The organism is Facklamia sp. P13064 (genome assembly GCF_050409425.1).
Lineage (GTDB): Bacteria > Bacillota > Bacilli > Lactobacillales > Aerococcaceae > Facklamia.
The window spans coordinates 49,863-66,015 of sequence record NZ_JBNUPM010000009.1; the positions used below are offsets into that span (position 1 = coordinate 49,863).

The 16,153-nt window shown below is 37.0% G+C and carries 14 protein-coding genes and 2 other annotated features; all 14 genes read left to right on the forward strand.

The genetic code is table 11. From position 1 onward, the window contains the following. Positions 1-27 precede the first annotated feature (27 nt). The 14 genes from ACQV2S_RS05175 (at position 28) to rplU (ending at position 16,151) form a co-directional block, all read left to right on the forward strand. Entirely contained in the window at positions 28-1,752 is a 1,725-nt protein-coding gene (locus ACQV2S_RS05175) for a septation ring formation regulator EzrA (RefSeq protein WP_428873884.1), read from the forward strand. A 95-nt stretch (positions 1,753-1,847) separates the two neighbouring features. Continuing rightward, entirely contained in the window at positions 1,848-3,005 is a 1,158-nt protein-coding gene (locus ACQV2S_RS05180) for a cysteine desulfurase family protein (RefSeq protein ID WP_428885113.1), read from the forward strand. 13 nt (positions 3,006-3,018) lie between these two features. Continuing rightward, positions 3,019-4,218 carry a tRNA uracil 4-sulfurtransferase ThiI gene (gene thiI, locus ACQV2S_RS05185; RefSeq protein WP_428875004.1) on the forward strand — a complete coding sequence of 400 codons (1,200 nt, stop codon included), beginning with the start codon at positions 3,019-3,021 and terminating at the stop codon, positions 4,216-4,218. A gap of 39 nt (positions 4,219-4,257) precedes the next feature. Further along, positions 4,258-4,638: a RidA family protein gene (locus ACQV2S_RS05190; RefSeq protein ID WP_428873886.1), complete on the forward strand. Its 381-nt coding sequence runs from the start codon at positions 4,258-4,260 to the stop codon at positions 4,636-4,638. A gap of 88 nt (positions 4,639-4,726) precedes the next feature. Further along, positions 4,727-5,482, forward strand: a complete 756-nt coding sequence (locus ACQV2S_RS05195) for an NAD-dependent protein deacylase (protein ID WP_428885114.1) — start codon at positions 4,727-4,729, stop codon at positions 5,480-5,482. A 59-nt stretch (positions 5,483-5,541) separates the two neighbouring features. Further along, positions 5,542-5,755, forward strand: a binding site (T-box leader). Positions 5,756-5,802: 47 nt separating this feature from the next. Next, on the forward strand, positions 5,803-8,448 hold the full coding sequence (locus tag ACQV2S_RS05200; protein ID WP_428885115.1) for a valine--tRNA ligase: 2,646 nt from the start codon (positions 5,803-5,805) through the stop codon (positions 8,446-8,448). Between the two features lie 24 nt (positions 8,449-8,472). Beyond that, the gene (locus ACQV2S_RS05205) at positions 8,473-9,819 is read left to right on the forward strand and encodes a bifunctional folylpolyglutamate synthase/dihydrofolate synthase (protein WP_428885116.1); all 1,347 of its coding nucleotides are present in this window, start codon (positions 8,473-8,475) and stop codon (positions 9,817-9,819) included. A gap of 105 nt (positions 9,820-9,924) precedes the next feature. Beyond that, the gene (radC, locus tag ACQV2S_RS05210) at positions 9,925-10,590 is read left to right on the forward strand and encodes a RadC family protein (RefSeq protein WP_428873899.1); all 666 of its coding nucleotides are present in this window, start codon (positions 9,925-9,927) and stop codon (positions 10,588-10,590) included. Positions 10,591-10,765: 175 nt separating this feature from the next. Beyond that, positions 10,766-10,969 carry a cold-shock protein gene (locus tag ACQV2S_RS05215; protein WP_428873890.1) on the forward strand — a complete coding sequence of 68 codons (204 nt, stop codon included), beginning with the start codon at positions 10,766-10,768 and terminating at the stop codon, positions 10,967-10,969. Positions 10,970-11,197: 228 nt separating this feature from the next. Continuing rightward, the gene (locus ACQV2S_RS05220) at positions 11,198-12,220 is read left to right on the forward strand and encodes a rod shape-determining protein (RefSeq protein ID WP_428873891.1); all 1,023 of its coding nucleotides are present in this window, start codon (positions 11,198-11,200) and stop codon (positions 12,218-12,220) included. A 28-nt stretch (positions 12,221-12,248) separates the two neighbouring features. Then, positions 12,249-13,097 carry a rod shape-determining protein MreC gene (gene mreC, locus ACQV2S_RS05225; protein ID WP_428874989.1) on the forward strand — a complete coding sequence of 283 codons (849 nt, stop codon included), beginning with the start codon at positions 12,249-12,251 and terminating at the stop codon, positions 13,095-13,097. Then, a complete protein-coding gene (gene mreD / locus ACQV2S_RS05230) occupies positions 13,090-13,653 on the forward strand; it encodes a rod shape-determining protein MreD (RefSeq protein ID WP_428873893.1) in 564 nt (187 codons plus the stop codon). The genes mreC and mreD overlap by 8 nt, the downstream gene beginning before the upstream one ends. Before the next feature lie 93 nt (positions 13,654-13,746). Continuing rightward, a complete protein-coding gene (locus ACQV2S_RS05235) occupies positions 13,747-15,651 on the forward strand; it encodes a M13 family metallopeptidase (protein WP_428885117.1) in 1,905 nt (634 codons plus the stop codon). Between the two features lie 81 nt (positions 15,652-15,732). Further along, positions 15,733-15,803 (forward strand) — a sequence feature (ribosomal protein L21 leader region). 36 nt (positions 15,804-15,839) lie between these two features. Beyond that, on the forward strand, positions 15,840-16,151 hold the full coding sequence (gene rplU / locus ACQV2S_RS05240; protein ID WP_258436143.1) for a 50S ribosomal protein L21: 312 nt from the start codon (positions 15,840-15,842) through the stop codon (positions 16,149-16,151). The last annotated feature ends 2 nt before the right edge of the window (positions 16,152-16,153 follow it).

Genomic DNA, 16,153 nt, shown 5'->3' on the forward strand with positions numbered 1-16,153 from the left:
TAGAAATAAGTAGAGGAGCGAAAAGGAATGAGTATTAAATTCACGGACATCCTGTTCTTGATCATTGTAGCAATACTCTTAATCTATGGATTAATTTATTATTTCCGTACACAGAGAAAGAAAGAAATTAAAGATTTGGAACAACGTAAAGATGAAATGATGTCTATTTCTGTTGCTGACCAGCTCTTTACTTTGAAGAATATGAATCTATCTGGTCAAACAAAAAGAAAATATGAAAGTTTAGTGGCTACTTGGCAAACCATTACCAACTTTCAATTTACTGAAATAGAAGCCGCTTTGGTAGGTTCTGAACAATTTGTAGAACAAATGAATCTAGTGAGAGCAAAAAACGCACTAAATCAAGCACGTGAAATTCTTGATGAAACAGAAATTCAAGTTCATCAATTGCACCAGGAATTAACAGAGTTATTGGCAACAGAGGATGAAAATCAAGAACGTTATGAAGCCTTACTTGAACGTTATCAAACTGCTCGCAAAAGTGTCATGAATCATTCTTTTGATTATGGGCCAGCGATTGAAACGCTTGAAAAAAACCTTCAATATTTAGAGTTGAACTTCACTAAATATAATGAACTAACTGCTAACGGTGATCATCTAGATGCTCAAGATATGCTAGATAACTTAGAGGCTGACTTATCGTCATTTGAAGAAATCTTACAAAAAATTCCAAGTATGTACGATAAGATTCAAAGTGAATATGAAGATTCACTTGAAGATATTAGAGATGGCTACGAAAAAATGGTGGCTAGTCGCTTTAACTTTGATAATATTAATGTTTTAGAAGAAATTGATAAAATTCAAGAGCAGTTAAACCAAGCCAAAAACGAGATTAAAAATGCTGATTTAGCTGACGCTAAAACCTTAATGGACAAAGCAGAGCGTGAAATTAATTCCTTATACGATCAGTTAGAATCAGAAATTATGGCTAAAGAATATGTGAATAGTCACCTTCATCAATTGAAGGGACGAATTGAAGCAGTAACTGAAAACAATCGTTATGCAGGAATAGAAGTCGATCGGATCTCTCAATCTTACATCTTACATAATAATGAATTAGACCAAGTCAATGACTTAACCGAAAGAATTCGCTTAGAGTATCAAAAATTCAAAGATATGGAAGTTGATATTGAACAAAATCATGCCGTATTTACTCAAATAGAAAGCAAAATGCGTAAAATCGAGCGTTCTATTGAAGAAATAGCAGATGAACAAAATCAGTTAGTAAAATCGATAGCTGGCTTAACCAGTCGAGAGAAAGAAGCTAAATCAAATCTTGATTTATATGAATTAGACCTTAGAAATATGAAGCGTAAGTTAGAAAAAAACCATTTGCCTGGCTTACATGATAGCTATTATGAATTGTTTTATAAGGTAACTGATCATATTGAGAACCTCTCTCAACAACTCAATCGTGTCCGAGTGGATATGAATCAAATTGATGAGATGGAAGGTAATTTAGAACAAGGTTTAGATGAATTGGAGGCAATGACTGAAGAAACCATCGATTCAGCCATGCTCACCGAATATATGATTCAACATTCCAATCGTTTTCGCTACGATTACCCAGAGGTAGACCAAGCAATTAAAGAAGCGCAATACTACTTCCACCAAGAATTCCGTTACCGTGAAGCTTTGGCAACCATTGAAAAAGTCCTTCGTCAAGTCGATCCAGATGCACCGACGCAAGTTCGAAGGATGTATCATCAAGAAAAACAAATCCGATTTTATTAAAAGTAAAGTCCGAATAGATTCCTTGGTTTTGGGATCTGTTCGGTTTTTTCTTGAGTCAATTGTCGTTACTAAATAGAAGTAAGAAAGGATTACAGATGTTATATTTTGATCATGCCGCAACCACTCCAGCTCGTGCTACTGTTTTAGACACCTACAATCAAGTAGCTCAAAAATATTTTGCTAACCCTTCAAGTGCCCACAAATTAGGTCAAGAGGCCAATAGTCTGTTGAATAATGCTCGCCAACAAATTGCAGACTTATTACTTTTTAAAAGCAATGAAATCTTTTGTACCTCATCAGGGACTGAATCTAACAATTGGACACTTCAAAGTCTATTATCAGCTCACGCTAAGCTTCATCCTAATAGGCGACAAATTATCCTATCAGCTATTGAGCACCCTTCTATTCGCTCGCAAATTGACCACTTAAAAACAAGAGGCTTTGAAGTAATCCTAGCACCGGTGGATCATAATGGTCAATTGGATTTAAACAGCTTTGAAAATCTACTGAGTGATCAAGTATTACTTGTTTCTACTATGTTAGTCAATAATGAGGTAGGATCTTTTTTACCAGTTGAACCATTGGCACAAAAATTAGAAAACTATCCACAAATCCTTTGGCATGTTGACGCTGTTCAAGCCATAACTTGTAGGATGAAAGCTATGCATCATAGTAGAATTGATTTATTAACTCTTTCTAGCCATAAATTTCACTCGGTAAGAGGGGTGGGTCTCTTAGCCATTCGCCAACGTGTTACGAAAGCACCTTTATTATTTGGAGGCGGTCAAGAGTTTGGTATGCGCTCTTCTACTGAAAACCTACCAGCGATTGTAGCAACGGCCAAAGCTTTAAGATTAGCTTGGGAAAACCAAGCAGAAAGTATCAAACACATAAATCATTATCGCACTCAAATAACTCAAGCACTTAAAAAAATGAATTGGCAAGTCTTTGGTGGTAGTCAGGAGCAAGTGAGTCCACATATTATCTGTGCGGCCTTTCCAGGTGTGCCAGGCGAGGTATTACTTCAAGCATTTTCCAATGCTGATATCATGATTTCGACAACTTCTGCTTGCTCAAGTCGTAAGAAAAATGACCATCATACCCTTAAAGCGATGGGCATTGATAACAATTTAGCTAATTCTTCAATAAGAATTTCTTTATCGCAGACAACCAGCCAAGCAGAAGTAGATCAATTAATTAAACCAATCCATGAGATTTCAACAAAGTTTAAGCAAGATTTGAAAGGAGCCTAAAAGATTGAAAGAGATGTTAATTCACTATGGGGAGCTCTCAACAAAAGGGCGTAACCGTAAAATGTTTCAAAATAAAATTGCTGAGCATATACGCTATAAAACCAAACATTTAGAGAAAATTAAAATTCATGCACATCATGATTTCATGCATCTTTATTGGCACGAAACAGCTTACGATGAACTGATTGAAATCATTAAAACAATTCCAGGAATTCAAAGGTTTGAACCTGTTTTTCCTGTTGAAAAGGATCTTCAAGAAATTGGAAAAAAAGCCCTTGAACTTTTTGCTGAGTTAAATGCTCAACCGGGAGATAGCTTTAAAGTAATTGCTAAGCGATCGGATAAGAACTTTGAGCATGATAGTATTGCCATTCAAAGAGAAATAGGGAGCATCATTCTGCAAGCCCATCCGGAATTAACGGTTGATCTGAGAAAAGCTAAACACAAAGTGGTCATATCCATCCATCAAGATATTGCCTATCTTAGTTTAAAAAATTATCCAGGTATGGGTGGCTTACCTTATGGTTCAAGTGGGAAAGGCTTATTAATGCTTTCGGGTGGTTTTGATTCACCGATTGCTGGTTATCAAATGATAAAAAGGGGAATGAAGTTGGAAATGGTTCATTTTGCCAGTCCACCTTATACTTCTTTACAAGCGCTTGAAAAAGCTAAACGATTAACAGCAGTTCTCGCTCAGTACGCCACTGCGATTACTTTTCACGAGGTTCCTTTTGCTCATATTCAGTTGGCGATTCGAGAACATGTTCCCGACAATTTATCCATGACTATTATGCGTCGGATCATGTTACGTCTAATGGATGCTTTGTTAAAAGAGCATAAAGCCCGAGCAATTGTTAATGGGGAGTCGCTAGGTCAAGTTGCCTCACAAACTTTACAATCGATGCAAGTGATTAATGAAGTGACCCATTCTTTAATATTAAGACCTTTAATTGCGGTTGATAAAAATGATATAATAGCAATGGCTGAAACCATTGGAACTTACGATATTTCTAATGAGCCCTATGAAGATTGCTGTACGGTCTTTGCACCAAAGTCACCTTGGACTAAGCCTAGACTTCATACTGTTAAAGAGTATGAGGCGCTCTTACCAATTGACCAACTAGTGAAAGAAGCCTTGGAAAATATCAAGACAAGTGAAATCACTGCTAGTTATCAAAGCGAAGCGGCTACAGCCTTCAATGATTTATTATAAGTTGTTGTCGCAAGAATTCATTAAGAAAGAGGAGTAATTATGACAGAAATTAAAACAATCAATACAAAAAAAGCCCCAGCAGCAATTGGACCATACTCTCAAGCAAAACAAGTAGGAGAGCTACTTTTCTGTTCAGGTCAAATCCCAATCAATCCAGCCTCAGGTGAAATAGAAGCAAAAGAAATAACAAATCAAACAAAGCAAGTAATTGCTAATATCGATGCTCTACTAAATGCAGCAGGATACTCTGCAGAAAATGTTGTAAAAACCACATGTTTCTTGGCAGATATGGGTGATTTCGCCGTTTTTAATGAAATTTATGCTGAATATTTCACATCCAAACCAGCTCGTTCAGCAGTGGCTGTTAAGACCTTACCTAAGAATGTGTTAGTAGAAATTGAAGTAATCGCTAGTTTATAATTTATAAGATATTAAAAAGAGCTGTCTAACGACTGATGTAAGTGGTTGTTGACGGTTCTTTTTTAAAATTTAAAGGAGATTGAAAATAATGATCGAAAATCAGATCAAAGAATTTGCTCAAATCATTCAGAAAAGTCGCAAGATTGTCTTTTTTGGTGGAGCCGGTGTTTCAACCGCATCTGGTATTCCAGATTTTCGTTCTGCAGATGGTTTGTTTATGCAAGAAACCAATTACAAATACTCAGCGGAAGAAATAATCTCGCATTCCTTCTATAAACAACATCCTCAAATCTTTTTTGAATACTATTTTGAGCATTTAGTCTATCCAGAAATACAACCCAATTTGGCTCATTTTTTTCTAAAAGAATTAGAAAACAAAGGAAAAGAAGTGACAGTTGTCACCCAAAATATCGATGGCCTCCATCAAAAGGCTGGTTCAAGTCGAGTCTTAGAACTTCATGGGTCTGTTTTAAATAATTTTTGTACGCAATGTGGTAGCTACTATGCTCTGGATCAATTAGAAAAAGATGCTCAGGGCATTCCACGCTGTCCTAAAGATCAAGCGATTATTAAGCCGGACGTGGTGTTATATGAAGAAAGCTTGAATGAAGAGACCATTAATCAATCAATCCAAGCCATTAGTCAAGCAGACCTCATGATTATCGCAGGAACTTCCTTAAATGTTTATCCGGCCGCTTCATTTATTCATTATTTTAGAGGAGATTCTCAAGTAATCATTAATCAGACACCAATTCTAATTAGCAAGCCCAATGCTTTGATTTTTGAAGATAAAATTGAGGCAGTTTTTCAGTTAGTGAAAGATTATTTAGCAAATAATGATTAAATGGCGAAGGCCTTGTTCAAAGCTGTAAAGAATGATAAAATAAGTCCAACTTAAATTTTAATTTGACTAAGAAGAGAAGAGTAATTCATCACCATCCAGAGAGGAAACCTTGCGCTGAAAGTTTCTCGATGAATGAAGGTAGCTTGGAGTCATAAGACATGAGAAATCAACAATAGTGTCTTACGGAGTCTGCTCCGTTAACAAGAAAGAGTGATTAAGTAACTTTTTTACTTGATTAAATTTAGGTGGTACCACGTAATTGACGTCCTATGCAAAGCATAGGATTTTTTTTATGAAAATGAATTAAGGAAGGTGTAACGATGGTAGAAAATACGAAGCAAATGCCAAGTAAGTACCAACCTCAGACGGTTGAAGCAGGTAAATATCAAAAATGGATAGAACAAGGTGTATTTAAGCCTTCAGGAGATTCTAAAGCAGAGCCATATTCAATTGTAATTCCACCCCCTAACGTAACGGGTAAATTACATTTAGGTCACGCTTGGGATGTGACTTTGCAGGATATGATTATCCGTTCTAAAAGAATGCAAGGCTATGATACTTTATGGTTACCTGGTATGGACCATGCTGGAATTGCGACTCAAGCTAAAGTGGAAGAGCGTTTAGCAGAAGATGAAAACTTAAGTCGTCATGATTTAGGGCGGGAGAAATTCCTAGAAAAAACTTGGTCTTGGAAGGAAGAATATGCAACCATTATCCGCCAGCAATGGGGGAAAATGGGTATTTCAGTCGATTATGCGCGTGAACGTTTTACGCTGGATGACGGTTTAAACAAAGCAGTTAATAAAGTCTTTGTTAAACTTTATGAAAAAGGACTTATCTATCGGGGAGAATATATTATTAACTGGGATCCAAAAGCCCAAACGGCTCTATCCGATATTGAAGTGATCCATAAAGATGTACCAGGTGCTTTTTATCATGTTAATTATCCAATGGTTGGTAGTGATGAAGTGGTTCAAATTGCCACCACCCGTCCTGAAACACTTTTAGGCGACACAGCGATTGCTGTACACCCTGCTGATGAGCGTTATCAACATTTGATCGGTAAAAAAGTACTCTTACCATTAATGAATCGTGAAATTCCTGTCGTAGCAGATGAGTATGTGGATCGAGAATTTGGTACAGGTGTAGTGAAGATTACCCCAGCTCATGACCCGAATGACTTTGAAGTCGGTAACCGTCATCATCTACCACGAATGAATGTGATGAAAAAAGATGGCACTATTAACGAATTAGGTGGAAAATATGCAGGCATGGATCGCTTCGATGCACGCAAGCAAATTGTAAAAGATTTAAAAGAGCAAGGCTACTTAGTTAAGATTGAAGAACATACGCATTCAGTGGGCCATTCTGAGCGTTCTGGGGCGGTCGTAGAGCCTTATCTATCTACTCAGTGGTTTGTCAAGATGAAACCTTTAGCCCAGCAAGCTTTGGCTAATCAAGCAACCGATCAAGCAGTTGAATTTTACCCACCACGCTTTAATCAAACTTTCCAAACTTGGATGGACAATGTTCATGATTGGGTGATCTCACGTCAACTTTGGTGGGGACATCAAATTCCAGCCTGGTACCATAAAGAAACAGGTGAAGTTTATGTTGGCGAACAAGCCCCCAGTGATGAAGAAAATTGGTTAAGAGATCCGGATGTTTTAGATACATGGTTCTCATCTGCCTTGTGGCCATTTTCAACCATGGGTTGGCCAGAAGAAGGTCACGATTATCGTCGCTACTTCCCAACCAGTACCCTAGTGACCGGTTATGATATTATTTTCTTCTGGGTGTCGCGTATGATTTTCCAATCTTTAGAGTTTACGGGTAAACGACCTTTCCAAAATGTTTTAATTCATGGATTAATCCGTGATAGCCAGGGGCGTAAGATGTCAAAATCGCTAGGCAATGGAATTGATCCAATGGACGTTATTGATGAATATGGGGTGGATTCCCTTCGCTGGTTCTTAGCCACAGGGTCGACTCCCGGACAAGATATTCGTTACTCCACTGAAAAGATGGGAGCAGCTTGGAACTTTATTAATAAAATCTGGAATGCTTCACGTTATGTATTAATGAATGTGGGTGATTTAACCATTGAAAATTTAGAAATCAAGCAAGATTTGACACTTGCCGATCAGTGGATTCTTTCCCGTTTACAAACAACAATTGAAGAAGTAAGCCGTTTATTTGAACGCTTTGAATTTGGAGAAGCAGGTAGGGTCTTATATCATTTCATTTGGGATGATTACTGTGACTGGTATATCGAAATGACTAAAGAACAGTTGCAAGATCAAGAACATGATCATTTTGCCACTAAATCAGTTCTTGTTTATGTCTTGGACCAATTCTTACGTCTATTACATCCAATTATGCCCTTTGTAACTGAAGAAATTTGGCAGCAAATTGCTCCACAAGCTGCATCAATCGTTACAGCAGCTTATCCAACCGTTAAAGAAGAATACAAAAACGATATTGCTGAAAAACAAATGCAGGAATTGATTGAAGTCATTACAGCGGTGCGTCAAATCAGAAATGAAATGAACACACCATTATCTAAAGCTTTAAAAATGATCATTAAAGTTCAAGATAAGGGTATTGAAGAAAGTTTAGAAAGTAACCGGGCATACATTAATCGTTTCTGTCACACAGACCACTTAGAAATTGCTGCTAATCCTGAAATAGAAGGAGAAATGGTTACACAGACACTTTCATTTGCACAAATTTTCATCCCATTAGCTGGATTAGTCAAAATAGAGGATGAGATTAAGCGCTTGGAGCAAGAAGTCACTAAGTTAGAAAAAGAAGTCGAACGTCTAGTGAAGAAACTTTCGAATGAAGGATTTGTTGCTAAAGCACCTGCTCAAGTAGTTGAAGGTGAACGCACTAAATTAGCTGAATATGAACAAAGGTTAAAAGCAGTGCAAGAAAGAATTGAAGAATTAAAACCATTAATCTAAATAGTTAGAAAAAGAGGAATCAAAATGACGTTTACAAATGTTGATGAGGCGACTCATTGGTTGTTAAACCAAATCAATCCTATCCCAAGACCTGATATGACTAAAATGTATCAAGCTTTGGAATACGTGGGAAATCCTCACAAAGGTTTACCAATTATCCATATCACCGGGACTAATGGTAAGGGATCAACGGTAGCTTATTTAAGAGATTTACTGTCGAGCCAGGGCTATAAAGTAGGATCTTTCACCTCGCCACATATTGAGCGGTTTAATGAGAGAATTACTTTTGATGGTCAACAAATTAGTGACGAAGCGCTCATTCGTTTAACCAATCAATTGGTTGAATTAAATGATTACATGGAAGCCTACTCTCCTTATGGTCGTTTAATATATTTTGAACTATTTACTATTATGATGTGCTTATATTTTCAAGAAAAAAAACCGGATGTTTGCTTGATTGAAGCAGGAATCGGAGGCATGTCGGATTGTACCAATGTTTTAGACGGAGAGATTGCCGTTGTTACTTCTATTGGTATGGATCACGCGGATATGTTAGGAGACACCTTAGAGTCCGTTGCTCTTGAAAAAGCGGGCATCATCAAGCCGCAAAAAGAGGTTGTCACAGGACTTATTCAAAAAAGTCCTCTAAGCATTATTGATAAATGGGCAAATGCTCGCACAGCTGTCCACCGCTCTTATGACCAAACTTTCGGTGTCAAAAATATTAACAAGTTAAGCCCTTTTAAGACTCAATTCCAATTTTGGACTGACAGTCAAGCAATTCCACAAGAAGCTTTTGAAATAAATATGGTGGGAGATCATCAGGTGAGAAATGCGGCCGTTTCTTTGCAAGTATTTATTTCATGGATGGCTCACCAAAAGCAAACGATTGATTGGCCCAAAGCGAGAGAGGCTTTGCAAAAGACAAAATGGATTGGTCGATTAGAAAAGATTTTTGAAAATCCATACATCTTTTTAGATGGGGCGCATAATATGGAAGGGCTGACCGCACTGAAAAGTGTGGTAGATGAGAATTTTTCTGCTTTCGAGATCACCATTATTTATGGAGGTTTAAAGAAGAAAAATCAAGCAGAACAAGTTCCTTTATTGTTGAATTTTCATGCCGAAAAAGTTTATTTGACTTCCTTCCACCATTTCGAAGCTATGAAAGAAAAAGATTTTGCAGAAGTTTTACAAGCCGAATCAATTGTCAATCGTCATAAAGCCCATTACGTTGATGATTGGAAAAGTTGGATGAATGATTATCAATTAAATAATCAAAATAATAAGCAGGCCCTCTTATTAATAACGGGCTCTCTATACTTTGTCTCAGAAGCTAGAGCCTATCTCTTAGCTCACCAAATGATTTAACTTATTGAATAATAGCGAGCACTTTTCCTCCTTACTTCTTGTATTTATTGATACTAGCAGTAAGGGGGAATTCTTTTGTCATCGAATAACTCTTGTATCCGTCAAATGACCCAGCAAGACCAGCCGCGCGAACGTCTCAGACAATACGGTGCTAAAAATTTATCCAATCATGAATTGTTGGCTATTCTCCTTAGAACAGGAAGCAAAAAAGAAAATGTCTTAAACTTAGCCATTCGTTTGCTTAGTCATTTTGAACCACTCAACACTTTAAAAATTGCCTCACTTAGTGAACTCCAATCGATTAAAGGAATTGGTCCTGCTAAAGCAGTTGAGATAAAAGCAGCGATTGAGTTTGGGAGTAGAGTGCAAGATGCCCAATTTAAAAAACAGGGCGTTCTAACTTCAACTTCTCAAGCAGGGCAATGGTTGATTAAAGAGATGGGAGACCTTCATCAAGAACATTTAGTCGCTCTTTTTCTAAATAGTAAGAATGAAATTATCAAAAAACAAACCATCTTTATCGGTTCGGTCAATAGTTCGGTAGCTTGCCCAAGAGAAATTTTTAAAGAAGCGGTAAAATATCCAACTGCAAGGCTAATTATTGCTCACAACCATCCTTCTGGTAATCCAGATCCTTCACAGGCAGATTTGCTATTTACCAAGCGAATGATAGCGTGTGGGGAGATGATGGGGATTGAACTTTTGGATCATTTGATTATTGGAAACGATCGCTATTTGAGTTTGCGTGAAGCGAGTGATTGTTTTATTTAGTTATCTTTAAATGCTAAATGATAAAATACTTGAAAACTATTGAAATAGAATAGCCAGCTATGTTAGAATTTAGATATGTTTTTGTAAGGGGTATCATAGTTTGGGAATTCCACTTCGTACCAAGAGCAAGAATATAATTAATACAGGTGCTTAGGCACGAGGAGGATATTTGTAAATGGAACAAGGTACAGTAAAATGGTTTAACGAATCTAAAGGTTTTGGCTTTATCGAACGTGAGGGTGACTCAGACGTATTTGTACACTTCTCAGCCATCCAAGGTGAAGGCTTCAAAACTTTAGCAGAAGGACAAGCAGTTCAATTCGAAGTTGAGGAAGGCGCTCGTGGACCTCAAGCAGTTAATGTTGAAAAATTAGCCTAGACTTTCGACCAATCTAATCTATCGAATCAAAAAATACCGTAAGGGAACTAAATAACCTTGCGGTATTTTTTGATAGCTATAATCGTGCTCAAGCAGTTGTTTAAAAACCAAATGAAATTTCCAAAATTTAAAATTCAGTTGAGCAAAGAAAGGGTTCGCTAGTTTTTAAACTTTTTTTTTGCTATAATTTACAAAGCTATTGCTATTATTTGAAAGGCGGATGAATGCATGGGGATTTTTGGCAAACAGCAAATTGGAATTGACTTAGGCACTTCAACAACCATCATTTACATTGCACGAAAGGGTATTGCATTGCGCCAACCCTCTATAGTAGCAATTGACAAAGAATCAGGAGAAGTTGTTGCCTATGGAAAAGAAGCATCGAAACTAGTTGGAAGAACGTCAAACCGTTATGAAATGATTTACCCCATTCGTAAGGGCGTTATCGCTAACTTCTCAATGACCAAAATGATGTTGGGCCATTTTATTACTCAAGCCTTACGTCATTCCTTCTCAAAACCAGAAGTTGTCATTAGTTCGCCAAGCCAAATTTCTAAAGTAGAAAGAAAGGCACTAATTGATGCAATCAAATCATTAGGAATCAACCGAGCAATGATTGTTGAGGAGGCTTTTGTAGCAGCTCTAGGAGCGAATTTAGCAATTGAAGAAGCAAGAGGAAAAATGATTGTGGATATCGGTGGAGGTACTACCGATATCGCCACTTTATCATATGGCGAGATTGTAGATTCCTTAACGCTTAGTGCAGCCAGTAATAATATGAATGAAGAAATTCAATCTCAAGTTCGCCAAGAACACAATTTAATTATAGGAAATTATACGGCAGAGACTTTAAAAATAGTGATAGGGGAAGCCTTGTATGATCCTAAAGAAGAAAATGATCATTTAATTGTAAAAGGTAGAGATGTTATAACCGGCGTGCCCAATGAAGCCAAAGTATCCACTCAGACAGTTGCAAAAGCAATTGATGTAGTAATTCATCAAATTATTTTAGGAATAAAACAGGTGTTAGAATTAACCCCCCCTGAATTATCTGCAGACATCATGGAAACAGGTATTATTTTGACTGGTGGCGGGTCTTTACTTAAACATCTACCAGAACGAATTGAAAAAGAATTAGGTCTTTCTGTACGAAGAGCCGATTTACCCATCGACTGTGTCGCTATGGGTGCAGGACGTATGTTTAATGAGTTGGATCGTCAATCATCAGCGATTGAGCGGAGTTTAAGATAATTGTTTACTAGTAGAAAGAAGGCAAAATATGCTTAATAATAAGAAGTTAATTGGAATTCTTCTGGGTGGGATTGTCATTAGCAGTTTAATCGCTTATTCTCTTTTCAATGGAACGAATAATGTGGTCAAAACAGCTGTTAATGAAACAATCTCCTGGACCGGCAGAGTATTTTCTGAACCAGTAAGCATGGTGGTTCAGTTTGTGAATTCTGTGGACGATTTAGTCAATACTTTTGAAGAAAATGAAGCACTCAAATCAAAAATTGATAAATCTTATGAAATGCAAGTGCGTATTGCCGATTTGGAGACTGAAAATGAAAAATTACGACAAGAACTTGACTTGTCAGAAACTCTTTCTAAATTCACCAGTATTCATGGTACTGTTATTTCAAGAAATCCTGATCAATGGACAGAAACCCTTATTATCAATTTAGGCTCCAAACAGGGTATGGAAGAAAATATGGCTGTTATGGCTGGAAACGGTCTGATTGGACGTATTATAGAGGTATATCCTTCATCTTCTAAGGTTCTTTTATTAACTAGCAACCAATCAAAAGACGGTATGGTATCGGCTCGTGTTCAAACGGATAAAGATGGATCTTCTGCAATTGGTGTGATCAGTGACTATGACCCGAAGGACAAAGAATTCATCATGACTCAAGTTTTGCCAGATGCTAAAGTAAAAGCGGGAGATATGGTCATTACTTCTGGTTTAGGGGGGGTAATACCATCCTCGCTCTTTGTTGGAGAAGTTACCCAAACAGAAATGGATGCCCAAGGATTATTCCAAACGGTAAGAGTAAAACCGGCTGGAGAGATGACTGATATTCGATTTGTAACAGTGATCTTACGTGAAGGAGCTCAGCAAGATGAATAATTTTTCGACTAAATTTGGCTATCAAAGAGAAAGAAACATTGTGGGTATTGTTCCACTTGTCTTACTCTTTGCCTTAGTAATCGATTCAGCCCTGCCCTCTATCTTTCCCACAGCCTTTTTAGGAAATGAACAAATCATTGTTTCACATCTACTGCTCTATTTTATTGTAACCTTTTCCTTTTATTTACGTAATACTTCAATTATGATCTATGCTTTCTTTATAGGGTTAATAGCAGATGCTTATAATTCAACCATTTTAGGCCTATACGCCATTCTTTATTTTCTCATCGCATATTTTATTCTTTCAATCAGGCGTCACTTTCCACGCAACGCTATTATCCATATGATGTTATTTATCGTTTCAATAACTATTATTGATTTCGTTGTTTATCTTTTCTATCAACAAGTAGGACTAAGTAGGCTTCTTTTTGAAGACTATGTTGTGATGCGTTTAGGACCAACTCTAATCTTTAATATGGCCTTAACCTTTTTCATGTATCTTCCTAATCGGTTGCTTGTGCGTTGGTTAGGTTATGATGATCATATTATCTTTTAAAAGAAGATCGGGAACTATTTCCCGGTTTTTTTATGCATTTGAAATAAAATGTTATAATTAAGAGAATAAAACAACAAAAGAGGAGGAATTATTATGGCGATCAATCACTCTTTATTAAAAGATGATTTATATCAAGCGGTAAATGGGGAATGGCTAGAAGAAGCGGTGATTCCTTCAGACAAACCAGCTACAGGTGGATTTATGTCATTAGCCGAGAAAGTTGAAGAAGTTTGTTTGAAGGATATCAACGCGTTAGTTGAAGGGAAACTAACTACTACGGATCCTTTAATGTTAGAGTTTATCAAGCTTTATAAAAAAGCACTTGATTTTGAACATCAAGAGAAAGACAATTTGGCAGAAGCTAAAGACTTTTTAAATAGTATCCTTTCACAAGCAGATTATCAAGCTATTACAGCTAAAATGGTGGAACTATTAAACTATAAATTACCTTCGTTAATTAACTTATCCGTTGAACCAGACATGAAAAATGCGGAACAAAATTGCCTTTATATGGATGTCCCAAGGTTAATTTTGCCAGACACTCCTTATTACGATGAAGAAAATGAAAAAGGACAATTTCTTTTGAACATATACCAAAAACAAAGCGAAGAATTATTAATAAGTCTTGGTTATAATAAGGACCAAAGTCAACAATGGGTAAAAAACTGTATAGAATTTGATCGTAAATTAGCTAGCTATCAGAAAACGCAAGAAGAATTAGCGGACTATACCCAAAATTATAATGCACGATCCATTGCTGAAGTGAAAGATTATTGTCAAGAAATTGCAATTGATTCTTTTATTAAGCAGATTATCAAAGAAGTGCCAGAAAAAATTATTGTTACTCAACCTTCTTTTTTTGAACATCTAGATGAAATTGTTCAGTCGGATAATATTGAACTTCTTAAATCTTGGATAATAGTAAGCACAATTAATGACCTATCCGGAGTGTTAGGTGAAGATTTTCGTTTAAAAGGCAGTGAGTTTTCATTGGCTCTATCGGGAACGCCTGAACCGATGAAAGCGAAAAAATTTTATTTTTACCTAGTAAGGGATCTGTTTGATCAAGTGATAGGCACCTATTATGGCAAAAAATATCTAGGATTCGAAGCTCGTAGCGATATAGAGAGCATGGTCAAAGCGATGATTGAAGTTTACAAAAAAAGATTGGAAAAGAACCAATGGTTAAGTGATGAAACCATTCAATTAGCAATTAGAAAGTTAGAAAAATTTAACTATCTAATAGGCTTTCCAAACGACTATCCAGAATATTATAAAGACTTAAAAGTGAATGCAGAGAGCTCTCTTTTTAAAAATTGTTTATCGTTAAAGAGGATTCATCAAAAAGATCATTTTTCACAATACAAGCAAGCGGTGGACCGAGATAAATGGTTGATGCCAGCAGATAGAGTGAACGCCTATTACAATCCCACTTTAAACAATATTTGTTTCCCAGCCGCTATTTTACAAGCTCCTTTCTATAGTCTGGATCAATCAAGAGCGGCGAATTATGGAGGAATTGGAGCTGTCATAGCTCATGAGATTTCGCATGCTTTCGATAATAATGGCGCTAAAATTGATGAAAATGGTAACTTGAATAACTGGTGGGCTGAGCAAGACTTTGAAGCTTTTAACCAAAAAGCTCAAGCGATGGTTGATCAATGGGATGGTATGCCGTTTGGCCAAGGGAAAGTAAATGGCAAGTTAACCGTTTCTGAAAACATTGCAGATGGAGGTGGTTTGACAGCTGCATTAAATGCCTTAAAAAATGAAGGAGAAACAGATTATAAGGAGTTCTTTATCAATTGGGCCCGTATTTGGTGTCAAAAAGCGCGTCCAGAGTATGAATTAATGTTGCTTCAAGTAGATGTTCATGCACCGGCAGAATTACGCGCCAATGTCCAAGTGAAGAATCTTGATGAATTTCATGAAACATTTGAAACGTCAGAAGGGGACGGCATGTGGCTAGCTCCAGAGGAGCGCCTTCGCATTTGGTAATTTACCAAAAATATCTTTCCTTAGAATTATTGACAGTCTAAAGTAATTCTGATATCCTACTAATGTTGTATTTGTGTAGCACCACAACTGCAACCGCTCATCCTTGAGTTTAAGTGCATTAGCCACTCAAGTTGGCGAGTCTAAGTGTAGGTATTTATACCGAAAATCTAATAATAGGAGGTGCTTGAATGTACGCAATTATAAAAACAGGCGGCAAGCAAATTAAGGTAGAAGAAGGACAAACAATCTTCGTTGAGAAGCTAGACGTTGCTGAAGGCGATAAAGTGACTTTTGATGAAGTCGTTTTAGTAGGTGGTGAAGGTGAAACAAAGGTAGGTTCACCATTAGTTGCTGGAGCAAGTGTAGAAGCGACTGTTGAGAAACAAGGACGCGAAAAGAAAGTGGTTACTTTCAAATATTTACGTCGTAAAGATTCTCACCGTAAGCAAGGACACCGTCAACCATACACTAAATTAACTGTTAACGCGATTAAGGCTTAATC